This window comes from Sedimentibacter sp. MB35-C1 (assembly GCF_030913635.1).
GTDB lineage: Bacteria > Bacillota > Clostridia > Tissierellales > Sedimentibacteraceae > Sedimentibacter.
Genome location: NZ_CP133188.1, coordinates 2,670,672 through 2,692,867 on the forward strand (window position 1 = coordinate 2,670,672; position 22,196 = coordinate 2,692,867).

Here is a 22,196-nt window from a genome sequence, read left to right on the forward strand (position 1 = left end):
ACAAATAGAATAGCATAATACCACACATTTAATCTTTTACATATTTTTAACACTAATTTTTCTAGTATATAGAAATAAATCGGATCGTATAATCCGATTTATGACAGTCCTGCAATTTTGAGGTTTTTCATATTTAAATTATTGCATTATTTTTATTCTTCTTCCTCTTCTTCAGGCTCATCCCAGTTGTGGTAAACTTCCTGAACGTCGTCACAATCTTCCAGGGCTTCTATAAGTCTTTCAAGATATTTTACATTTTCTTCGTCTGTTACCTTTACGGTAGTTGACGGAATATACATTACATCTCCCTTTATGTTGCTGTATCCTGCTTCTTTTAACCCGTTTAAAACGCTTATAAAATCTTCGGGAGCTGTGGTAATTTCATAGCTGTCATCTTCTGTTTCAAAATCTTCCGCTCCTACATCCAAAGCGGCCATCATAAGAGCTTCTTCGTCTATGCTGTCACTTAGATCTATTGAAATGACTCCTTTTCTGCTGAACAGATAACCTACGCATCCGGTTGTACCTAAATTTCCGTTGTTTTTTGTAAAGTAATGTCTTACGTCTGCTGCTGTTCTGTTCTTATTGTCAGTTAAGCATTGAACCATAAATGCCGTTCCGCTTGGTCCGTAACCTTCATAAGTAATTGTTTCAAAATTATCACCCGAAGATGCCGCCATTCCTGTCTTTATTGCTCTGTCAATATTGTCATTTGGCATGTTCTGTGCTTTGGCTTTTTCTATCGCTGTAGCCAGAGATGAATTGTAACTTGGATCTGGGCCACCCTCTTTGACAGCAACAGTAATGTATCTGGCTAATTTAGTAAAAATCTTTCCTCTTTGTGCGTCTGCTTTCCCTTTTTTATTTTTTATGGTCTTCCATTTAGAATGTCCTGACATATTTCCTCCTTAAATAGTTCCAATTATTTTAACGAGATATTCTATCATATTGTTTATTATAATACAAATATTTTTATTCTATTATTCTTCCGCCTTTAACGGAATAATATGACGCCTGTCCGATATTTATTTCTGTACGGCCAGAAGTTATTTCGTTAATCATATCTTCAATCCTATCTGTTTCATCATCTTTAACAATAAGTTTGATTTTAACATGATCAGAATAAATTTTATCTTTTACTATAAAATTATTCTTCAGAAGCTCATTTTCAACTTTACCTAACAGCGTATAATCCAGGTTAAAGGATACATTATAGTATAAGTTTTTGTCAACAATCAACCCATTATCAAGCCCAGCTTTGCATGCCCTTGTATATGCTCTGACAAGACCTCCCGTGCCTAATAGTACACCTCCGAAATACCTTGTTACGACTACTGCTGCATTTATTATGTTTTCCTGGTTTATAACATTTAATATAGGCATACCTGCAGTTCCCGACGGTTCTCCGTCATCTGAATATCTTTGGATATTTTTGTTTTCACCAATGACATATGCATAACAATTATGAGACGCATCCTTAAATTCTTTTTTGATGCTTTCAATAAATTCTACAGCCTGTTCTTCGTTTTCAACCGGAAGTGCTGTGCCTATGAATCTTGACTTATTAATAATTATTTCATCTCTTCCATATTTGTGGACTGACTTGTAATTACTCATTTTTTTCACCTGTTATATAATTATTGTACTGCTGTTTCTCATTTTCATATAAAATAGCAGTAAGCTTCACGCCTTCACCGTCAAACTCGACATCTTCAGTATACCTGTTTTCATACAGCCAATAATAATCTTTAATGTTCTTATTGGGGATTTTTAGTGAATATTCATTTTTTTCTCCATTTATTCTATAATCAACGGTTTCCAAAAGCAAATTAATGTTGTGCTTGTTCTTGGCTGAAATATAAATGATATCACTTGTTGATAGCGCTGTTACCTTATCATTCATTATTTTATCTACCTTATTGTAAACAGTCAAAACGGGTATATCCTTATCGATTATTTTTTCTATGAGCTTTGTGGTTGTTTCCCTGTGCTGCTGCAAATTTTCGTCGTTTACGTCAATTAAATGAATTATCAAATCCGCATATTTTATCTCTTCCAGAGTTCCTTTAAATGCTTCAATTATTTGAGTCGGCAGCCTCTTAATGAACCCGACGGTATCAGAAAATATAGCTTTCCTCCCTCCAGGCAGCCTTACCCTTCTAAGCTCCGTATCAAGAGTTGCAAAAAGCATATCCTGTGCAAATACCCTTTTGTTTTCTGCCTCTTCCTCGCTGTACTCACTTTCAATCAATGAGTTAAGTAGTGTAGATTTACCTGCATTTGTATATCCTACTATGGAAATTACAGGAACCTGATCCTTCATTCTTTTTTTTCGTTTTGTTTCTCTTACTTTTCCCAAGTTATTCAATGCACTTTGAATATCACTTATTTTTTCTTTTATTCTTCTTCTATCTAGCTCCAGCTTCTGTTCTCCTGGTCCTCTGGTACCAATTCCTCCTCCCAGTCTTGAGAGATTTTTATTAAGTCCAACAAGCCTTGGCAAGCTGTATTTCAGCTGTGCAAGCTCTACTTGAAGCTGCCCTTCCTTTGTAAGTGCTCTTTTAGCAAATATATCAAGTATAAGATTTGTTCTATCAACTACCTTTGCATCGACAGCTTCTTCTATGTTTCTTATTTGAGACCCGCTTAATTCATCATTAAACACAAGTGTATCTATTTCAAGTTCCTTAACGTAGGAATAAATTTCTTCTATTTTTCCCTGTCCTACATAAAACCTGTTGTCTATGCTCTGTCTGTTTTGGACGATACTTGATATAACGATGCCATCTGCAGCTTCAACAAGCAGCTCAAGCTCCTCCATGTCATTTTGTTCTTCCTCATTTGACAGCTGTACTGCTATCAAAAGACATCTTTCCTTCTCTTTCATGTACCCTCCGAATTAGTTAAATATTGTCTTTTGTATTTTATCACAAATATAATAAATATGTACATATTTATTGCATTTTAACTATAATTTTCGGACTATTTTTGCCTAAGCTCTATGAGCGAAGGAAAATTCATATAAGATTCCGGGACTTCACCAACTATTACTATTTCAGCCATAAGCACATTATTTTTTACTGATGTGCTGCTTGTAGTTACCGGACTGACCACTCTAATATCAACATCAACTGTTATGTATATCTTATATCTTGTCTGATTGATTCCTGATTCTTCAAATTCAGTAATGAAATCAACCAAAACGCTTCCGTGGTGATATATTGTAAATTTAAGATCAGGCCCTCTCCCAGCCAAAAGTTGACTATCCAATGCCGTAAACAAAGGTATGGAAAATTCCTGTTTTTCTAACTCTGTTATCTTTTGCTGGACATTTTTTGCTATATTGTTGGAAATAATGTTCATGGTCATAGCGTCGGTTCGTATCATGTTAATTTTGCCTTCACTGTCATAACTTGGCATGAGAATTTGATCTTTTATAGAATCTTTATTTAATTCCCTTCTGACTATTTCATTAATTGCTTTTGTAGCTATAATCTTTGCCTGAACATCACAAATTTCAGCTAATGTCGGCCTTATATTTGCTTCAACATAGTAGTACGTAATCACGGAAAATATTAAAATTATAGGTAGTACAAGCTTTATTACGCTGTCTTTATATTTTTTCAACTATTGATTTCACACCCTTTCTATTATATAATATGTAAGAACTTAAAATCTTTGACAACATTAGATACTACTGATTATTTCTTTAAGTTCTAACGGAGGTTAATATGTCAAACGAAAATAAGAAAAATATTGAAATAATAGAAAGCGGTCCTGAAAGCAAAAAGCCTTCCAAAAAACGCAGAAGAAAGAAAAATCGAAAAATCAGGGTTGCCCTGAGAATAACTCTTCTTCTGCTGTTTGTAGCTGTTATAATTATCGGCGGCTCTTTAGCTGGTATGGTTATTGGAATTGTCAAAAGTGCGCCGGAAATAGATCCCACAAATGTGCTTGGCACTCTTTCGGAAAGCTCTGTAATAGTTGACGAAAACGGAAATACTATAGAACAGATTCATGATCCAAATGAAAATAGGGATATTGTGCAATTAAGTGATATTCCAAAATATCTGCAAGACGCATTTATATCTATAGAAGATCAGCGCTTTAATGATCATTTTGGAATAGATATCCATCGTATTATGGGATCTCTTTTACATAATGTAAGAGTAGGCGATCCCACGGCGCAAGGCGCAAGTACAATCACCCAGCAGCTTGTAAAAAACTTGTATTTAACAAACGAAAAATCATGGGAACGAAAAATCAAGGAAATTTATCTGGCAATTCAAGTAGAAAGGAAACTTTCTAAAAATCAAATACTTGAGAATTACCTCAATACAATTCCTTTGGGCCAGAGTTCCTACGGTGTTCAAACAGCAGCATATACTTATTTTTCTAAGGATGTAAGTGAGCTTACACTTGCGGAAAGTGCGCTGCTTGCCGGAGCTGCAAAAAGTACAGTCTACTATGCGCCGTTTAACAGATATAATCTGGAGGACATTGAAGACATTCTTGAAGAAAATATTGTAGGGCATGTATATATTGGTTCAGTTCAATATGCATGTGTTTACAATCAAAATGCAATTGAACGTCAACATGTAATATTGGGGAAAATGCTGGAATTAGGGCACATAAACCAGGATGAATATGATGCAGCCATGGCAGAAGACATGAGAGCTGCTTTAAATCCCGGACAAACAAAAGTCGAGGGAATCTCTTCAGGGCCTATGGATTACGTTAAGGAAAAAGTTGTAGAAGACCTGATGGACGCCCAAAGCATATCCTACGAGGAGGCAGAAAGCTATCTATATAGGGGAGGATTAACTATTACAACCACCATAGATATTAGTATGCAAAAATCACTTGAAGACTCATACAGCAATTTCCCTGCACTGTTCCTTGGCACCGACCCTACAGGTGATAAGCCAACAGGACAAGATTGGAGATATTTCAGATGGTCTGGAGGTGTAGGAACAGGAACACTGGATTCTGCATTAAATATTTTAAATGAAAATGGCCAGCTTATATACTATGCTAAAGATAATATAATGGATGCTGATGGTAGTATTTTCTTGAATCAAGATGAACACTATTATGATGAAAGTGGAAATCTTGTTATTAGCTCGAAAAAATTTGATCTTTATTCTTCTACAATTGACATTGTAGACCTATATACAGTTGATGACAAATATAATTTTGTCTCTCATAATATAGGTGCTTTAAATGTAGGTAGCAACTTTGAAATCCTTGAGCAAAAAGGAACAAAGGGTACATTTAAAATTCCTAAAAATTATTTAGATAAAAATCCTGAAATGTTTGCCGTTGGAAGCGATGGAACTTTAAGAATTCCTGCGGATTACTTTTACTTTCAAGAAAAGGGCATTGTTCAGCCTCAATCAGCTACAGTAATAATGGATTACAAAACAGGTAAAATAAAAGCTATGATAGGCGGCAGAGACATAGAAGGAAGCAAGACATTTAACCGAGCTTCAGACGCTACAAGGCAGCCTGGTTCAACAATTAAACCATTATCTGTATACTTGCCTGCTCTAGATCTTGGTTACACAGCAGCATATGTTATAGATGATTTGCCAAGATATAATGATAAAGGAGATAGGTGGCCGAAAAACTGGTACGAGTACAGATCCATTAAGTATTGGGGACTGCAAACTCTTAGAAAATCTGTAGAACAGTCTATCAATACAAATGCCGTAACAATGCTTGAGACTATCGGTACAGATGCAGCAATGAGCTCCTTAGCAAAACTTGGTTTGATAGATTTAGAAAATCCTGAAAATGACACATTTGTTTCTCCTGCTGAAAACCCATCATACAATGATGTCAACCTTGCTTCTCTTGCATTAGGAGGATTAACTAAGGGATTTTCGCCACTGGGTATGACTGCGGCATACGGTGCAATTGCAAATGACGGTGTATATATTGAACCTATTTCCTATACAAAGGTTGTAAACAGCAATGGTGAAACCATACTTGAAAATATTCCAGAAACGCATGTTGTAGTAAGCCCCGAAGTTGCTTCTGTAATGAAAGACATCCTCAGAACAACTGTAAATCCAGGACTTTCCTACAAAGCTAAACTACCTGCTGAATTAGGAATCGAAGTTGCTGGTAAGACAGGTACAACACAAGTTAACGGAGACTTCTGGTTTGTTGGCTTTTCTCCTTACTATGTAGGCGGCATTTGGGTTGGTAATGATAATGTTCAAATGAAGCTTTCAGGTGACAGTGGTGCCAACGCAAGATTGTGGAGTGCAATTATGACACCGATACACGAAGGGCTTCCGCCGGCAAAAATTGAAAGAAATCCAAATTTGATACCTGTACAGGTCTGCAGCCAGTCAGGAAAAATACCTAGTGATTTATGTGCACATGATCAACGAGGAAGTCAAATTATTACAGAGTATTTTGTTCCGGGAACTCAGCCTACAGAAGTGTGTGACGTACATGTTGAAGCAGAAGTATGTACTGCTTCCAACAAGCTTAAATCACAGTTCTGCCCCGGTGATTTGCTGGAAACAAGGGTATTTATAAAACGAGATCCCCTTTATGATCCTGAAGCCAAGACTGACAATTACGAAGCTAAAAGACTTTATCAACAGGTTTTAGAGGACAAAATTACATTCTCATTAGACGAACTTAAGCAAATATACGTAGGTCAGGTTGAGTTTGATGAAAATGGCCAAGTGTCCAAGGTCCTTGGCGTACCTGTTGAAAATCTTGCATTCAGCGGTCTTATGACAGCAGATTATGAATATCAGCTTCCTACAACTATGTGTACTTACCATACAAGATGGCATTATGACCAGTGGATTAACAATAAACAAAATCCGGAAGACGAAAATAGTGAAGATGAAGATGGTGAAACAGGAGATTCTATAGACGGCAATATTATCGATAGCGACGATAGCGACGATAATAACGATAATAACGAGCCCAACAATAATGGACATAACGATAACGAACACAATAATAATGGCTCTGCATTGGATGATATACTTGATTCCATAGAAAATTAATTGCTATAAAAAACCATAATTAGTCAATAGATTAGTTATGGTTTTTTTATTTCTTAACATAAGAACGCATTAATTTTCACACAAAAAAAGAGCATATTCCTGCAAACCAATCTGCAGTTGATATACTCTTCTTGTAATCATTTATTACCTTTGGGGTTAAATATGACTGACACTAAGTACCCTACTAACAGTGCTGTTGCAACTCCAGGTGCTGTTTTAATAACCCCTCCGCTCAATGCTCCTATAAAGCCTTTAGATGCAGCTTCCTCCACTGCTCCCTCCGCCAGAGAATGCCCGAACCCCAAAAGAGGTACTGTAGCACCTGAATATCCAATTTCCACTATTTTATCATATATACCGAAGTATGTAAGAAATGTTCCCAAAACAACAAGTGAAACCAACAAATAGGCATTATTTTTCTTAAATGTGTCTATGACGATCTGACCCAGAACACATATAATTCCCCCTACTACAAAACTCATAACGTAATTCATATTTATCTCCTTATATTTCAATTCCAACACAATGTGCTATGCCCGGTATGCTTTCCCCCTGCAGAGTAGCAGTAGGAGAATGGAGTGCTCCGGTTGATGTAAACAAAAGTTTGTTTATCTCCTTATTTAAAAGCTTTTTATACAAAAATGCTCCGAACACAGTTGCAGAGCATCCGCATCCGCTGCCTCCCGCGTGAACATCCTGTTTTTCAATATCAAAGATAATCGTTCCGCAGTCATCATATTTTTTTTCAATGCTGTTTTTGTCTTCAGTAAACATTTTATTTACTATTGATTTTCCAACAGTACCTAAATCTCCTGTAACGATTAAATCATAATTGATGTTTGTATCTTCTAAGTGCTGTTTCAATGAATCGTACGCCGCCGGCGCCATGGCAGCTCCCATATTATTGGCATCCTTTATGCCTAAATCCTGAATCTTTCCAAATGTAACATTTTTGACTTTAGGGCCGCTTCCATTCTTCGAAAGCCATACAGCTCCTGTCCCTGTAACAGTCCACTGTGCAGACATGTGCCTCTGTCCTCCCATTTCAAGAGGTAGTCTGTACTGCCTTTCCGCACTGCAAAAATGGCTGGAGGTTGCACAAATTACATTGTCTGCAAATCCTCCGTCAATAATAAGCGATCCCAAGCCAATGCTTAAGGCCATAGTTGAGCACGCTCCATAGACTCCAACATACGGCAACTGCAAATCTCTGGCGGCAAAAGATGATGATGTTATCTGGTTAAGTAAATCCCCCGATATTAAAAGATCTATATCATTTTTTTTAAGTTTATTTCTTTTCATAAGATGCTTTACTGCTTCTTTTTGAAATTTTAATTCGCATTTTTCCCAAGAATCTTCTCCCCACAGATCGTCATCCACAACCATGTCAAATTTTTTACCAATGGGGCCTTCTCCTTCTTTTTTTCCAACAATTGTAAATACGTCTCTGACAAATACATTATCTTTTATGCTAAATGTCTGTTTACCAATTTTTTTCAACTTTGACTCTCCTTAAATTAAAATATTATTATTTAAACAGGAGACTTAATACTCCTACGATAAAGGCCGAAAAATATCCGAAAACCAATACAGGACCCGCAAGCTTAAAAATATTTGCGGCGGTTCCCAGCACGTACCCTTCCCTTTTAAATTCAAGAGCAGGTGAAACTACTGAGTTTGCAAAACCTGTAATAGGAACAACTGTTCCAGCGCCTCCTATCTTCCCTAACTTGTCATACCAGCCCAATCCGGTCAAAAGTGCGCTTAGAGTAATAAGAACAAGCGAGCTCATTGGTCCTGCATCCGTTTCCGGAATACTGAAGCCTGACATCAATATATTTTTTATTATTTCACCCAGAAGGCAAATAGCTCCTCCGAATATAAATGCCCATATACAATTTTTAAAAATAGTATTTTTTGGTGTATATTCGCTAACTACTTGTTTGTAACTGTTTTTATTGTACTTCATTTATTCCTCCTATAGCAAAACTGCACTTTCAGGTATGGTTTTTAATGATCTATTTTCAATACTGTTTCCAAAATATATTGCTGATAAGCCAATTAACAATACTATTACTAATAAAAAAATCTTTTTTTTCATATATATCACCTCATAAGTATTATTTACAAAAAATTATTTTGAATACTAAAAAAAAGCACTATCTATGCCTTTTTTAATATTTAATGTTAAATTTTATCACTGTTTAACTTATTTTATGTTTATTTATAATTTGTAATTTCAATATTATTATCAGCATATTATTTATGCTACACAGAATTTTTTTTGCATCATAATTTTTATTTCAACATTATTTTTTGATACATATGATTATATCTTAACCCCTTGAAACTAGTAACTTCCTTTGTTTAAAGCCTATGTAAAATGTGTCGCTAATATTTTTATTTATAAAAAAAACTATTGACAAGCATTACTAAGAGTGTTAGAATCATGAAAATTAATTAATACAAGCTTTGATGGAGAAAAACACTTTCTTATATGACAAGTTATAGAGAGTCGGCGTATGCTGGAAGCCGATACTGTCAAGAAAACACACTCGCTCCTGAGCTTATTTTCTGAAATCAGTAGGAAAATACGTGTGCCGCGTTAAAGGCTAGGATTTGTTAGAATCTGAATTGAGAGGTTTTCTTTAATAATGAATTATTTATTTTTGAAAACAATTAAGGTGGTACCGCGGAGCTATATCCGTCCTTGATGGCATATTAATATGCATCATGGGCGGATTTTTTGTATTATTTAATAATTTTATTACGGAGGAATTGTAATGACCAAGACAGTCAAAATTTTTGACACGACTTTAAGAGATGGCGAACAATCGCCTGGGTGCAGCATGAATCTGAAGGAAAAAATTGAAATGGCTCAGCAACTTGAAAGAATGAATGTAGACATAATAGAGGCAGGGTTTGCTGCAGCTTCGCCCGAGGATTTACGCTCTATACAAGAGATTTCAAAACACATTAAAAAATGTACTGTTACAAGCCTTGCAAGAGCACATAAAGATGACATAGATAAAGCGTGGGAAAGTTTAAAATATGCAGCAAATCCGCGCATACATGTATTTTTAGCAACATCTCCAATTCATATGGAATACAAATTGAAAATGTCGCCTGAAAAAGTTTTGGAAACATCAGAAAAAATGGTATCCTATGCGAAGTCTTTTTGTGACAATATTGAATTTTCAGCAGAAGATGCAACAAGAAGCGATGCGGATTTTCTTGCACAGGTTTTCGACGCGGTAATTAAAGCAGGTGCTACAACAATTAATATCCCTGACACAGTGGGATACACAACACCTGATGAATATTATGATTTTATTACGACAATTATTAACAAATGCCCTGCACTTAAAACAGTTGACATATCTGTACATTGCCACAACGATCTTGGGCTAGCAGTTGCAAACTCAATTGCTGCAATCAAAGCAGGAGCCACGCAAATTGAGTGCACAGTTAACGGGATAGGCGAAAGAGCTGGAAATGCAGCACTTGAAGAAATTGTAATGTCACTTAATACCAGAAAAGACTATTTTGGTGCTGAAACAAGAATTGACACTAAACAAATAGTGCGAAGCAGCAGCTTATTGACAAGAATTACAGGTATCAAGGTACAACCTAATAAGGCAATTGTCGGAGCAAATGCATTTGCACATGAATCCGGTATTCACCAGCACGGTGTTCTTAATAACAAACAAACCTATGAGATAATGACTCCGGAATCAATAGGTTTGGATACAAACAAATTAGTTTTAGGAAAGCATTCTGGGCGACATGCCTTTAGCGATAAATTAACTAAGCTTGGTTACACTTTGACAAAAGATGAACTGGATATAGCATTTAAAAAATTTAAGGATCTTGCTGATAAGAAAAAGATTGTATATGACAGAGACATAGATGCTTTGGTTTCTAGGCAAAAAGTCCAGATTCCCAAAATATTTGAACTTGTGAAATTCGTTATAAATTCTGGGAATGCAATTACTTCAACCGCAACCTTGTCAGTGAGAAAGGGCAATGATGTTATTGAAGAGGTTGCAGCAGGAGAAGGGCCAATATATGCATCCTTTAAAGCAATCGAAAAAATAATCGGAAAAAGCTTGGAGTTGGCGGATTTTTCGTTAAATTCTGTTACCGAGGGTGAAGACGCGCTGGGTGATGCAGTTGTAAAATTAAAGGAAAATGGACGTGTCTACGTAGGCAGAGGCTTAAGCACAGACATAATTGAAGCAAGCATCATAGCGTACATCAATTCTTTAAATAAAATGGTTTTTGAAAACAGGACTATATAATTAATCAGGAGGCTTAACATGGGAATGACAATGACACAAAAAATCCTTGCAAAACATGCAGGATTAGAGGAAGTGAAAGCAGGACAGTTTATCGAAATTGATTTGGATTTGGTTTTAGGCAACGATATAACCACACCGGTTGCCATAAAAGAATTTAAAAAAATGGGTGCTGAGAAAATATATGACAAAGACAAGGTCGTCGTTGTTTTCGATCATTTCGTACCTGCCAAGGATATAAAATCAGCAGAACAATGCAAAATTTCAAGATGCTTTTGCAAAGAACAAGAAGTTACAAATTTCTTTGATGTTGGACAAATGGGAATTGAACATGCACTTCTGCCGGAAAAAGGGCTTGTTGTAGCGGGAGACACTGTAATTGGTGCTGATTCTCATACCTGTACATACGGTGCTTTAGGAGCATTTTCTACAGGCGGCGGAAGCACTGACATGGCAGCTGGAATGGCTACAGGTAAGCTTTGGTTTAAAGTTCCGTCAGCAATTAAGTTTAATTTGTCAGGTAAATTGAATAAGTGGGTAAGCGGCAAGGATGTGATTCTGTATATCATAGGAAAAATAGGAGTTGACGGTGCTTTATACAAATCAATGGAGTTTTCCGGCGAAGGTGTAAAAGAGTTGTCAATGGATGACAGATTCACAATCTGCAATATGGCAATTGAAGCAGGAGGAAAAAATGGAATTTTTCCGGTTGATGAAAAAACAACAGAGTATATTAAAAACCATTCAACAAAAAAATTTACCACATATAAAGCTGATGATGATGCCGTATATGATGAAGTTATAGAAATTGATTTATCTACTTTAACGCCGGTTGTATCATTTCCTCATTTACCTGAAAATGCAAAACCGATTTCTGAAGTAGGCGATGTTAAAATAGATCAAGTTGTAATAGGCTCATGCACAAACGGAAGGATTGAAGATATGAGAATTGCCGCTGAAATATTAAAGGGACACAAAGTTCATCCTGATGTGCGAACAATAATTATTCCTGCAACTCAAGCAGTATATAAACAATGCATAGTAGAAGGCTTAGCTGAAATATTCATAGATGCAGGGGCTGCTGTCAGCACTCCAACCTGCGGACCGTGTCTTGGAGGGTATATGGGAATATTGGCTGACGGAGAAAAAGCACTTACAACTACAAACAGAAATTTCGTAGGCCGCATGGGACATACCGGCTCTGAAATATATCTTGCAAGCCCTGCAGTAGCTGCAGCTTCAGCAATAGCAGGCAAAATTGCAGACCCAAATTATTTTGACGGAGGTAATGAATAATGAATGCACACGGAAGAGTTTTTAAATACGGTGACAATGTAGATACTGATGCGATTATTCCGGCAAGACACTTGATTTCAACAGACCCCTTGGTTCTTGCAAGTCATTGCATGGAAGATTTAGATAAAAATTTTGCTAAAGAGGTTAAACAGGGAGACATAATTGTAGCTCTAAATAATTTTGGATGTGGTTCATCTCGTGAGCATGCTCCTATATCCATAAAGGGAGCCGGCATATCATGCGTAATAGCTAAAAGCTTCGCTCGTATATTTTACAGAAATTCCTTTAACATAGGATTTCCTATATTGGAATGTGAGGAAGCAGCGGATAAAATAGAAAATGGTGATGAAGTGAGCGTAGATTTCAACAGCGGAAGAATAACTAATATTACAAAAAATGAAACTTATCAAGCAGAACCGTTTCCGGAATTTATACAGCAGATAATCCATAGCGGAGGTTTGGTAGGATACGTAAGGAATAAAATTTCCAATAAATAATTATTACTAAATATGCTTAACTAACAGGAGGCAATAATGACTTACAAAATTGCAGTAATTAAAGGAGATGGCATAGGACCTGAAATTGTTGACGAAGCCATAAAAATCCTTAAAAAAGTAGGAGAACGATATAAACATGAATTTGAATTTACAGAGGTTTTGGCAGGAGGAGCTGCAATAGATAAAACAGGAAAAAATCTTCCGGAAGAAACATTAAAAATATGCAGAAAAAGCAATGCAGTCATTCTTGGTGCTGTGGGCGGACCTAAATGGGACAGCCTTCCAGGGAATGAACGCCCAGAAAAAGCTCTGCTTGCACTTCGAAAGGAGTTAAATTTGTATTCAAACATTCGTCCTGCAGTCATGTTTGATACACTTAAGAGCACGTGTCCTTTAAAACCTGAAATTGTTAAAGGTGGAATGGATGTGGTAATTGTAAGAGAACTTACAGGAGGAATATATTTTGGCAAAAAATTTACCGAAGGCACATATGCATGCGATTGTATGGAATACTCAAAATATGAAATTGAAAGAATTGCCCACCAAGCTTTTAAAATAGCTCGAACTCGAAACAAAAAAGTGACAAGCGTCGATAAATCCAATGTACTTGAAACATCAAGGCTCTGGAGAAAAACACTGGAGGAGGTATCAGCTGAATACCCGGATGTAGAGCTGAGTCATCTTTATGTAGACAACGCTGCAATGCAGCTTGTTGTTAATCCTAAGCAGTTTGATGTAATTGTTACAGAAAACATGTTCGGAGATATTCTTTCAGATGAAGCAAGTATAATAACCGGCTCAATAGGTTTGCTTCCGTCTGCATCATTGGGAGATAATAATTTTGGAATGTATGAACCCATACACGGCTCCGCGCCTGACATTGCCGGGCAAGGGAAAGCTAATCCAATTGCAACTATTTTGTCTGCTGCAATGATGCTTAAATATACTTTTGGACTTTATGAAGAATCCAATTGCATTGAAGATGCTGTGAAAAAGGCTCTTAGCGACGGGCATAGAACTTCCGACATATCTAAAAAAGGCGAGAAGGCAACTACAACAAGCGAAATGGGCAGCATAATTGCAGAAAATATAATAAATGATTATAAATAGTAATTAAGCAATATTGAATTATTCTTAGGATTTCAAACTTTACATTAAAGCAGCCTCATTCTTCTACTCTTACATAAAAGAAGTGGGGCTGCTTAATTCTCTCTATACAATTTTATCTTTCACTGATTTTTTTACGCATTATAACTTTTGTTCCAACATCTTTTTCTGATAGTATAACAACCTCGTCCATATATGACTCCATAACGGCAAAGCCCATCCCTGAGCGCTCTAATTCAGGCTTTGTAGTATACAATGGTTCCTTTGCCTTCTCAACATCCAATATTCCGCATCCGAAGTCCTCAACAATAATTTCGACCATCTGCCCTTTGATTTTACACGAAATTTCAATATCTCCCACAGAATTTTCATAGCCATGAATTACTGCATTTGTAACGGCTTCCGATACTGCTGTCTTTATATCGTTTATTTCGCCTATAGTAGGATTTAAAATAGAACAGAATGCAGCGACCGCCGACCTGGCAAAGGACTCATTTATAGATAGGCTTGGTATTTTAAATATTACATAATTATTTCGCATTTTATCCCCCTATTGAATATCAATTATTTTTCCTATGCCGCTCATATCAAGAATTTTCCTTACTTTCTTGCCGGCATTGATAATTTCAATCACTCCGTTGTTCTTTCTTATAACCTTGTATCGTCCGATTACAAACCCTATCCCTGAGCTGTCAATAAAATCAAGGTTTTTAAAATCTATTACTATCTTATTGAATTTGCCCTCATTAATTTTTTCATCGATGACAGCCCTTGATTCATCCGCCGTATGGTGGTCCAGTTCTCCCTTTAGCTTAATTTTTAAGACTTGTCCAGATTCAATAAATTCTAAGTTCACTTTTCCCAAATCCTTTCTGTATAATAATGTACAAGCTTATTATACAACGGATTAGATATTTTTTCCTTGACTTCTTTTGTTGTTATTTGTCGATTATTATTAAAATTCATCATGGTTTATATAAGGAAGCATTATTGAAAATTCTGAACCCTTTCCCAAAGTGCTCTTTACTTTTATCTTTCCTTTATGCCCAAGTACAATAATTTTGGCAATAGAAAGTCCCAACCCGTGACCTCCTATTTCTTTACTCCTCGATTGCTCTGCCCTGTAAAGCCTGTCAAAAATCTTTTCCAGATCCTTTTTTTCCATGCCTATTCCTGTATCTTCTATCTTGACAACATAGTAGTCCTCTATAATAAAACTGGACACCATGATATATCCATTAATTGGAGTAAATTTAATAGCATTGTCGATAAGTATTCTTATTGCTTGTTTAATTCTTTTTTTATCGGCATAAAGATTAGCATCTTCATAAAATTTAAAGTACAGCTTATGTTTGCTGTCAATCATCTTAGTTTCTTTTTCGATTTCTTTAAGCACTGAAATGATATTAAAATCTTCTTTTGTATATATTAACGTACTTTTATCGCTCCTTGCTATAAAAAGAAGTTTTTCTATCAAATCCTGCATATTTTCAGCTTCATTCTTTACTGCCGTTATTGATTCCTCCAAAACTGCTCTGTCGTCTTTCCCCCATCTGTCCAGCATATTTACATAGCCTTTTATTACTGCAATAGGCGTTCTCAATTCGTGGGAAGCATCAGAGACGAATTGCTGTTGTGATTTATATCCTTCTTCTATCCTGTCCATCATTTCGTTGAAGGTTTGTGAAAGCTCTTTTAACTCATCCTGAGTACCTTTTATATCCAGTCTAGTATTAATATTATTTACTGTAATTGTTTTAGTTATTTCTGTCATATTCTTTATAGGCCCAATCATTTTATAGCCTGTTCGAGATATGATTGGTACAAAAATAAAAAGTCCCGCTATGCCTGAAAGCATAACCATTAAACTTATTCTTGCCGCATCGTTTACCATTGACTGGGCTCCATAGGTTATGTTCAAAAAATATTCCGAACCCTCATACATGAAGCTTGTTGAAAATATGTACTCATTATTATAAAATAATTTTTCTACAACAACAATTATATTATCCGAATACCTTTTTTCATTTCCCTTAGGATACACCACATTTAAATTGCTGTCGTATATTTCAACAGATACGAGGTTGTGCCCTTTTTCTTCAAGATTAACATATGGATACTGCTCTTTAATAAGCTGAACATCTTTACTTATCGTACTCGTTTCAAACTTTTGAAATTCATATATCAAATATCCCGATGACGTAATCATAGCAACCATAAGTATAATTACCATATATATTAACAAATAGGCAGCAGATATTTTAAAAGCAATAGAAAACTTGAGCCTTTTAAGTAGCCTTATTACAAGTCTTAATAATAGTTTAAATGGGTATAAAAATATGTTAAGCAAAAACCTTAAAATTGACTTTATCATAATATCCTTTTATCATTCACGAATTATATAACCTACACCTCTTACGGTTTCAATCAAACTTATATTGTACTTTTGATCTATTTTACTTCTCAAATACCTAATATAAACATCTATAATATTGGTATCCCCAAAATAATCATATCCCCATACCTTATCAAGTATTTTTTCTCTTGTAAGCACAATATTCTTGTTAAGCATCATAAATTCCAGAAGTTCAAATTCCTTTTTTGTTAATTCTATGTTTTCTCCGTCGTATTCAACTTTATAATTATTCTTGCATAGAACTAATTTCCCTCTTGAAAGCAATTCTGATTCTTCCTTTATCCTGCTATTCCCTGCCCTTTTCAAAAGAACCCTTATTCTGGCAAGCAATTCTTCTACGGCAAATGGTTTTGTCATATAATCATCCGCGCCTATATCAAGCCCTGTTACTTTATCTGATATATCATCCTTGGCCGTAAGCATAATTATAGGTGTCTCCATGGTTTGTCTCAACCTTCTGCAGACCTCTATACCGCTTAATCCTGGAAGCATCAAATCAAGTATAATCAAATCTATATCACTCTGTTTACCCTTTTCAAAGCCGTCACGTCCATTGTTTGCTATATCAACGTCGTAGCCCTCATATTTCAATTCCAGCTCTAAAAATCGTGCAATTTTTTGTTCATCTTCGACAATTAATATCTTCTTTTTATCCATTACGAACCTCAGTTTTTTTCTTATTATACTATCCTTTTCCAAAAATATCAAATTTATAATCTTGTAGATTTTCTTTCTTAAGCTTTTAAGATATGTTGTATGAATAACAAATATCAGGTCAAAAGACCTGATATTTGTTATTCAATAATTATTTCATTTTCGCCGGAGTCATCTGATGATTCTATATCATCATCTTTCAGAATTTCTTCAGATTTTACTTTTATTTTTTCAACAGTTTCTTTCATATTCTTTTTTATGCTGTTCATATTCACAGAACCTTTGTCTCTGTATATCCTAATCTTGCATGAAGTTAAGATTGCTAAAACTAATCCGGCTATAACAACCCAAAATGCCATCATAAATGTAAGTAAAACTAAAACCAGCGGTAAATCAATCAACGTGTCCTTTTCCTTGTTCTTGATAGACATCTTCAACGATAAAAGTCTGTTTGTGAATTTAGTAAATCCTCCCTTGTATTCATCCTTTCTTCCTCTTTTATTTTCAAGTTCAATAATAGATTTAATCAGATCGCCGTCATTTTTTTCCAAAGTTCTCTTGGCTTCTTCATAACTTACATTAACTCTGCCTCTAAGTTCATCAATTTGTTCTAAAGTTACTTTCATACTTTCCCTCCATAATTTATTTTTCTTTATGGTAATAATATACTCTCAAATAATTAATCTTGATTTAGCAATTTATTAAAATACGATTAGAACCGCATAAATTATTTTAAATTTTTATATACTAAGGATAATGAAAGCGTCTGCTTCTCTGCTTTTTATTTGACAAATCAAAGAAAAGTGATACAATAGTTTTCGGCATCTTAAGAGATAGGAAGTGTATAAATGGAATTATTAAGCAGGAAATGCTGTTCTGCTAAAAATTATATCTTAACTTTTTTTAAATGGATTATATTTGCAGGAATTACCGGCTTCATCGGGGGACTAATAGGAACAGCATTTCATTTAAGCGTTGAGCGGGCTACAGAGTTTAGGGTAGCAAATAACTGGGTATTGTACTTTTTGCCTGTAGGAGGAATCGCAATAGCAGTTTTTTACAAACTATTTAAAATGACAGATTCTACAGGTACTAATCAAATTATAGATTCAATACGTACAGACGATCACGTTCCTATAATACTGGCACCTCTAATATTTGTAAGCACTGTTATAACGCATTTGTTTGGCGGATCTGCCGGAAGAGAAGGTGCGGCATTACAGCTTGGAGGAAGTATAGGAACATTTGTAGGCAATATTTTTAAGCTCGATAACAAAGATATGCACTTGATAGTACTGTGCGGAATGAGCGGCGTGTTTTCAGCATTATTCGGAACACCATTGACAGCAACACTGTTTGCCATGGAAGTCATAAGTATAGGAGTAATATATTATTCAAGTCTCGTTCCATGTCTGGCATCATCATTAGTAGCATACGGAGTCTCTTTATTCTTTGGCATCGCGCCTGTTCATTACGACCTGAGCATTATTCCGGTTCTTTCACTAAAAACAATAGCACTAACTGCCGTACTTGCAGCGTTGCTGGCAGAACTAAGCATAATATTCTGTGTTGTAATGCATAAAACCGAACATCTGATGAAGCATAAAATTAAAGATGACTACTTACGAGGTTTTATCGGAGGTCTAATAGTATTACTACTTACAATGCTTATTAAAACTCATGATTACAACGGAGCTGGAATGGATATAGTTCAGAAGGCTATTGACGGAATTGTAAAACCCGAGGCTTTTTTACTCAAGATAATCTTCACTGCAATAACAATAGGTGCAGGATTTAAAGGCGGAGAAATTGTTCCTACTTTCTTTATCGGAGCTACATTTGGATGTTTTGCCGGAGGTTTACTAGGTTTAGACCCTGGGTTTTCAGCTGCACTTGGGCTGGTTTCTCTGTTCTGCGGAGTTGTTAATGCTCCCATAGCTTCAATTATTCTAAGCATAGAGCTTTTCGGATCTGAAGGAATTATATTCTTCGCAATTGCATGCAGTGTCAGCTACATGCTCTCAGGCTACTACGGTCTTTATAGCAGCCAGAAAATAGTATATTCAAAATTAAAAGCAGAATTTATAAACATTAACGCAAAATAACCCCTACTCCAGGGACGTACCTCTTAGTGAAGGTAGCCAAAAACACTCTTTCCCATAATTTATAGGAAAGAGTGTTTTTAATATCTCCTGTTTATATCGCCTACGATGATAATACTTCCCTTAATGAACGCATATCATAGTAATACAGATTTTTATTTTTTTAAATATTAAATAATGCGGTTGTATTTAGGTTATTGCATGACTTATAATAAAGATACTTGAAGTTTTATATATAGAAATGGAGACCAGTTATGATTCAATTATGTACAAACAGACTCTTAATTCGCGACCACACAAGTGCAGACCTTGCATCACATCATGAATTGCTTTCTAACAAAAAAGTCATGTGGTTCTTACAGGATATAAGAACAAGCAGCGTAGAAGAATCCCAAGCTAACCTGTGTACGGCAATTGACAAAATTGGACACACTGACCGAAAGTATTATTTTTTTAGAATAGAAAACAAACTGACAAATGAACACATAGGCGAAATAGGATATACAGTTTTAGAATTTACACCTGCAGGGAAACACGTTGAAATGGGTTATTTTATACGGGATAATTACTGGGGGCTCGGTTATACGGCAGAGGCTCTCAAAGCAGTTATTCAGTTTGCTTTTGAACAAAATGACGTGTACAGAATTACATGCGGGTGTTTAAAAGAAAATACAGCCTCGGAAAGGGTAATGCAAAAATGCGACATGATAAAAGAAGCCGAATTCAAAGAATATCAATGGCATGATGGAATGTTTAAGGACCGCGTAGCATACAGACTGCTTCGCTCCGAATGGTTAATAGAACGGTAGAAAAATATTGTGTATTACTTTTTTGGCTGGCTGAATTTCAGATATGTTTAAATCAGCCAGCCATATGCTTGATTTTTTTCAATCACAAATCCGAGAAAAATTTTTCAATCATTAACTCTCTGGTTTGACTGTCATTAAAATTTATGTCCCCTGACAAATGCAGCACAACATTTCCTTTTTGTATTATAATTTCATTTTGTTCCTCTGTCAGCGCCATATTATCTGCATTCCAAAAATTTTTCATATCATCATCTATGATAACGGTTTTTTTAAATATAGCCCTTCCTCTCCACTTGATTCCATTTTCTAATCTATTAGTTATTCCGTTAAATATAATCTCGGCAAAGTATGAATTTATTGTCTTATAATATTTAATTTTCAAGTACTTATTAACACCGCTTATCTCTCTTTCTTCCCAATAATTATAATACTTGGGTATAATAGGACTCATACTGATATCAAATTTTATATTTAATAAATTACCCTGTTCTGATTTGCCCAATATATCTTCCATTGTAACCACAGGATAGCCTTCCGGTATTGAATCTATACTATCCATATCTTTGGATATTTCCCTAATCGATGAAGTAACCATAGGAACAAAGATAATTACTAATATTATTACCACTATATATAGCGCAATTTCTCCATTTTTATTTCTACCTTTACTTTTCTTTATGCAGTACCGTATACCTCCCCCGATAGCAAAGCCAATTCCAGGTGCCAGCAAAGCCGCCCCTACAACATTGGGCTTGAAAAGTGCATCACCAATAAATGACAATATATAAAATAATATAATAAGCCATAACGGAACACTTGTTGTCATTACCCGCCTTCGCGCACTTTTCAATGTAGATTTTTCTATAGGTAATCCACGCTTGATATTTCTTCTGGCTTTTATAATACGAATAATGCCATATGCTGAGGGAATTGCGGCTAGTATGTAAAGTGCAGGAAATAAAATTGTTCCAGTAAATCCTGTAAAGCTTATAAAATTAATATCGCTTACAGGGAAAAGGCTTCTGAATGCAAAGATGGCAATTAGCGTAAGTATAAATATGTCGCGCAGCACGCCTTTCCACAGCGTAAGCTCAACCATTTTTTGTTCAATTTCTTCATCTGTTTGTATTGGAACCGGTTCATCGTCTTCATAAGCATAGAAAAACTGCAAATAATCCTGTGATGTAATAAATATCCATCCTGATTCTTGGCATAGCTTCCTATATTCTTCCGATTCTTCGGTTTTTTCCGGAGTAAGCGGTCCTTCCTTAAATACATCTACATAGAATTTAAGCTTCTGCGGTTCCATGGCTCTAAACTTAGCCATGCTTCGTCCTACCTTTTCCAGCATCCAGCCTTTACCTGCCATTTTCTCCAGATATTCTCCCATAGCTTTGTAATCAATGAGAAAAAAATTCCAAATCACCCATTTAGTTTTATTTTTCATTTAGGCGCTCCTCCTTCCAATATTTTATTTCCATCTGAAACCAATTGCTTTAATCTTTTATGTTCATTCCTCAAAACATTTAATCCCTTATCCGTCAGAGTATATATCTTCCTTCTATCCTCTTCCGAGACCTGTACTATAATATCCTCCTCCTCGAATCTGGATAAAAGGTTGTACAAAGTGCCTGCTCCTATCCTTACCCTTCCCTCAGTCCGCCTGTCTACCTCCTGCATAATTCCGTAGCCATGATGATGCTCCGTTAATATTAAAAGGATGTAATACATTTGCTCTGTTAAGGTTTTTAATTGTTCTCTTGCCATATCATCATCTCCAAAACATATATCTATATTCGATATATCTATTATCAATATAGTACTATTATTTTGTTTTTATGTCAATTATTTTTTGCTAAAGACCACAACACGCATAAGCAATACAAGAAATTACTTTGTTTTGATATCTATGTAACCATGAATATAGTAACCAATTTAGTTTAAACGACTATAATATTATATAAATTGGCAAGGATGTGC

Annotated in this window: 22 protein-coding genes and 1 other annotated feature; of the genes, 7 read left to right on the forward strand and 15 right to left on the reverse strand. The window is 35.5% G+C overall.

Annotated elements, in window-relative coordinates:
* Positions 1 to 152: 152 nt before the first annotated feature.
* The 4 genes from RBQ61_RS12760 to yunB form a co-directional block, all read right to left on the reverse strand.
* Complete coding sequence (locus RBQ61_RS12760; RefSeq protein WP_308137694.1) at positions 153 to 899, reverse strand: YebC/PmpR family DNA-binding transcriptional regulator; 747 nt, start codon at positions 897 to 899, stop codon at positions 153 to 155.
* A gap of 73 nt (positions 900 to 972) precedes the next feature.
* Positions 973 to 1,617: a YigZ family protein gene (locus RBQ61_RS12765; RefSeq protein ID WP_308137695.1), complete on the reverse strand. Its 645-nt coding sequence runs from the start codon at positions 1,615 to 1,617 to the stop codon at positions 973 to 975.
* Entirely contained in the window at positions 1,610 to 2,887 is a 1,278-nt protein-coding gene (gene hflX, locus RBQ61_RS12770) for a GTPase HflX (RefSeq protein WP_308137696.1), read from the reverse strand. Before hflX ends, RBQ61_RS12765 begins: the two co-directional genes overlap by 8 nt.
* Positions 2,888 to 2,982: 95 nt before the next feature.
* The gene (gene yunB, locus RBQ61_RS12775; RefSeq protein ID WP_308137697.1) at positions 2,983 to 3,627 is read right to left on the reverse strand and encodes a sporulation protein YunB; all 645 of its coding nucleotides are present in this window, start codon (positions 3,625 to 3,627) and stop codon (positions 2,983 to 2,985) included.
* Positions 3,628 to 3,731: 104 nt separating this feature from the next.
* Between yunB and RBQ61_RS12780 the strand changes: the two genes are divergently transcribed.
* Entirely contained in the window at positions 3,732 to 7,037 is a 3,306-nt protein-coding gene (locus tag RBQ61_RS12780) for a transglycosylase domain-containing protein (RefSeq protein WP_308137698.1), read from the forward strand.
* A gap of 137 nt (positions 7,038 to 7,174) precedes the next feature.
* On the opposite strand, the gene RBQ61_RS12785 is transcribed toward RBQ61_RS12780, so the two are convergent.
* Genes RBQ61_RS12785 through RBQ61_RS12800 form a run of 4 tightly spaced genes read right to left on the reverse strand, consistent with a single transcriptional unit; the run spans position 7,175 to position 9,138 of the window.
* A complete protein-coding gene (locus RBQ61_RS12785; RefSeq protein WP_308137699.1) occupies positions 7,175 to 7,531 on the reverse strand; it encodes a SpoVA/SpoVAEb family sporulation membrane protein in 357 nt (118 codons plus the stop codon).
* 10 nt (positions 7,532 to 7,541) lie between these two features.
* A complete protein-coding gene (gene spoVAD / locus RBQ61_RS12790; protein ID WP_308137700.1) occupies positions 7,542 to 8,537 on the reverse strand; it encodes a stage V sporulation protein AD in 996 nt (331 codons plus the stop codon).
* 28 nt (positions 8,538 to 8,565) lie between these two features.
* Positions 8,566 to 9,006, reverse strand: coding sequence for a stage V sporulation protein AC (spoVAC, locus tag RBQ61_RS12795; RefSeq protein WP_213924770.1), 441 nt, complete (start codon positions 9,004 to 9,006; stop codon positions 8,566 to 8,568).
* Between the two features lie 9 nt (positions 9,007 to 9,015).
* Positions 9,016 to 9,138 (reverse strand): hypothetical protein, encoded by a 123-nt coding sequence (locus RBQ61_RS12800; protein ID WP_308137701.1) that lies wholly within the window; start codon positions 9,136 to 9,138, stop codon positions 9,016 to 9,018.
* 362 nt (positions 9,139 to 9,500) lie between these two features.
* Positions 9,501 to 9,752 (forward strand) — a binding site (T-box leader).
* Positions 9,753 to 9,820: 68 nt separating this feature from the next.
* Between RBQ61_RS12800 and RBQ61_RS12805 the strand changes: the two genes are divergently transcribed.
* From RBQ61_RS12805 to leuB, 4 genes are read left to right on the forward strand one after another with little or no spacing between them, the layout of a single operon-like run.
* Complete coding sequence (locus RBQ61_RS12805; protein ID WP_308137702.1) at positions 9,821 to 11,338, forward strand: 2-isopropylmalate synthase; 1,518 nt, start codon at positions 9,821 to 9,823, stop codon at positions 11,336 to 11,338.
* Between the two features lie 18 nt (positions 11,339 to 11,356).
* Positions 11,357 to 12,631 (forward strand): 3-isopropylmalate dehydratase large subunit, encoded by a 1,275-nt coding sequence (gene leuC, locus RBQ61_RS12810; protein WP_308137703.1) that lies wholly within the window; start codon positions 11,357 to 11,359, stop codon positions 12,629 to 12,631.
* Positions 12,631 to 13,128 carry a 3-isopropylmalate dehydratase small subunit gene (gene leuD, locus RBQ61_RS12815; RefSeq protein WP_308137704.1) on the forward strand — a complete coding sequence of 166 codons (498 nt, stop codon included), beginning with the start codon at positions 12,631 to 12,633 and terminating at the stop codon, positions 13,126 to 13,128. The genes leuC and leuD overlap by 1 nt, the downstream gene beginning before the upstream one ends.
* Positions 13,129 to 13,164: 36 nt before the next feature.
* Entirely contained in the window at positions 13,165 to 14,238 is a 1,074-nt protein-coding gene (gene leuB / locus RBQ61_RS12820; protein ID WP_308137705.1) for a 3-isopropylmalate dehydrogenase, read from the forward strand.
* A 112-nt stretch (positions 14,239 to 14,350) separates the two neighbouring features.
* Here the strand turns inward: leuB and spoIIAB are convergent, their stop codons facing one another.
* The 5 genes from spoIIAB to RBQ61_RS12845 form a co-directional block, all read right to left on the reverse strand.
* On the reverse strand, positions 14,351 to 14,776 hold the full coding sequence (gene spoIIAB / locus RBQ61_RS12825) for an anti-sigma F factor (RefSeq protein WP_308137706.1): 426 nt from the start codon (positions 14,774 to 14,776) through the stop codon (positions 14,351 to 14,353).
* A 9-nt stretch (positions 14,777 to 14,785) separates the two neighbouring features.
* Positions 14,786 to 15,091, reverse strand: a complete 306-nt coding sequence (locus tag RBQ61_RS12830) for an anti-sigma factor antagonist (RefSeq protein WP_308137707.1) — start codon at positions 15,089 to 15,091, stop codon at positions 14,786 to 14,788.
* Between the two features lie 99 nt (positions 15,092 to 15,190).
* Positions 15,191 to 16,468, reverse strand: coding sequence for a cell wall metabolism sensor histidine kinase WalK (locus tag RBQ61_RS12835; protein ID WP_308137708.1), 1,278 nt, complete (start codon positions 16,466 to 16,468; stop codon positions 15,191 to 15,193).
* Between the two features lie 153 nt (positions 16,469 to 16,621).
* Positions 16,622 to 17,308 (reverse strand): response regulator transcription factor, encoded by a 687-nt coding sequence (locus tag RBQ61_RS12840; protein ID WP_308137709.1) that lies wholly within the window; start codon positions 17,306 to 17,308, stop codon positions 16,622 to 16,624.
* Positions 17,309 to 17,445: 137 nt separating this feature from the next.
* Positions 17,446 to 17,931 (reverse strand): DUF4342 domain-containing protein, encoded by a 486-nt coding sequence (locus tag RBQ61_RS12845; protein ID WP_308137710.1) that lies wholly within the window; start codon positions 17,929 to 17,931, stop codon positions 17,446 to 17,448.
* 222 nt (positions 17,932 to 18,153) lie between these two features.
* Between RBQ61_RS12845 and RBQ61_RS12850 the strand changes: the two genes are divergently transcribed.
* Together RBQ61_RS12850 and RBQ61_RS12855 are read left to right on the forward strand one after the other, a co-directional pair.
* Positions 18,154 to 19,410: a chloride channel protein gene (locus tag RBQ61_RS12850; RefSeq protein WP_308137711.1), complete on the forward strand. Its 1,257-nt coding sequence runs from the start codon at positions 18,154 to 18,156 to the stop codon at positions 19,408 to 19,410.
* Between the two features lie 251 nt (positions 19,411 to 19,661).
* Complete coding sequence (locus RBQ61_RS12855) at positions 19,662 to 20,216, forward strand: GNAT family N-acetyltransferase (RefSeq protein WP_308137712.1); 555 nt, start codon at positions 19,662 to 19,664, stop codon at positions 20,214 to 20,216.
* Between the two features lie 82 nt (positions 20,217 to 20,298).
* Here the strand turns inward: RBQ61_RS12855 and RBQ61_RS12860 are convergent, their stop codons facing one another.
* Together RBQ61_RS12860 and RBQ61_RS12865 are read right to left on the reverse strand one after the other, a co-directional pair.
* Positions 20,299 to 21,663: a DUF2812 domain-containing protein gene (locus RBQ61_RS12860; RefSeq protein ID WP_308137713.1), complete on the reverse strand. Its 1,365-nt coding sequence runs from the start codon at positions 21,661 to 21,663 to the stop codon at positions 20,299 to 20,301.
* On the reverse strand, positions 21,660 to 21,983 hold the full coding sequence (locus RBQ61_RS12865; RefSeq protein WP_308137714.1) for a PadR family transcriptional regulator: 324 nt from the start codon (positions 21,981 to 21,983) through the stop codon (positions 21,660 to 21,662). The genes RBQ61_RS12860 and RBQ61_RS12865 overlap by 4 nt, the downstream gene beginning before the upstream one ends.
* Positions 21,984 to 22,196: the final 213 nt, after the last annotated feature.

Bases quoted from the DNA above. Each gene is read 5' to 3' on its own strand.
- RBQ61_RS12760 (WP_308137694.1), bottom strand. From the start codon at position 899: ATGTCAGGACATTCTAAATGGAAGACCATAAAAAATAAAAAAGGGAAA.
- RBQ61_RS12765 (WP_308137695.1), bottom strand. From the start codon at position 1,617: ATGAGTAATTACAAGTCAGTCCACAAATATGGAAGAGATGAAATAATT.
- hflX (WP_308137696.1), bottom strand. From the start codon at position 2,887: ATGAAAGAGAAGGAAAGATGTCTTTTGATAGCAGTACAGCTGTCAAAT.
- RBQ61_RS12780 (WP_308137698.1), top strand. From the start codon at position 3,732: ATGTCAAACGAAAATAAGAAAAATATTGAAATAATAGAAAGCGGTCCT.
- RBQ61_RS12785 (WP_308137699.1), bottom strand. From the start codon at position 7,531: ATGAATTACGTTATGAGTTTTGTAGTAGGGGGAATTATATGTGTTCTG.
- spoVAC (WP_213924770.1), bottom strand. From the start codon at position 9,006: ATGAAGTACAATAAAAACAGTTACAAACAAGTAGTTAGCGAATATACA.
- RBQ61_RS12800 (WP_308137701.1), bottom strand. From the start codon at position 9,138: ATGAAAAAAAAGATTTTTTTATTAGTAATAGTATTGTTAATTGGCTTA.
- RBQ61_RS12805 (WP_308137702.1), top strand. From the start codon at position 9,821: ATGACCAAGACAGTCAAAATTTTTGACACGACTTTAAGAGATGGCGAA.
- leuC (WP_308137703.1), top strand. From the start codon at position 11,357: ATGGGAATGACAATGACACAAAAAATCCTTGCAAAACATGCAGGATTA.
- leuD (WP_308137704.1), top strand. From the start codon at position 12,631: ATGAATGCACACGGAAGAGTTTTTAAATACGGTGACAATGTAGATACT.
- leuB (WP_308137705.1), top strand. From the start codon at position 13,165: ATGACTTACAAAATTGCAGTAATTAAAGGAGATGGCATAGGACCTGAA.
- spoIIAB (WP_308137706.1), bottom strand. From the start codon at position 14,776: ATGCGAAATAATTATGTAATATTTAAAATACCAAGCCTATCTATAAAT.
- RBQ61_RS12835 (WP_308137708.1), bottom strand. From the start codon at position 16,468: ATGGTAATTATACTTATGGTTGCTATGATTACGTCATCGGGATATTTG.
- RBQ61_RS12840 (WP_308137709.1), bottom strand. From the start codon at position 17,308: ATGGATAAAAAGAAGATATTAATTGTCGAAGATGAACAAAAAATTGCA.
- RBQ61_RS12845 (WP_308137710.1), bottom strand. From the start codon at position 17,931: ATGAAAGTAACTTTAGAACAAATTGATGAACTTAGAGGCAGAGTTAAT.
- RBQ61_RS12850 (WP_308137711.1), top strand. From the start codon at position 18,154: ATGGAATTATTAAGCAGGAAATGCTGTTCTGCTAAAAATTATATCTTA.
- RBQ61_RS12855 (WP_308137712.1), top strand. From the start codon at position 19,662: ATGATTCAATTATGTACAAACAGACTCTTAATTCGCGACCACACAAGT.
- RBQ61_RS12860 (WP_308137713.1), bottom strand. From the start codon at position 21,663: ATGAAAAATAAAACTAAATGGGTGATTTGGAATTTTTTTCTCATTGAT.
- RBQ61_RS12865 (WP_308137714.1), bottom strand. From the start codon at position 21,983: ATGGCAAGAGAACAATTAAAAACCTTAACAGAGCAAATGTATTACATC.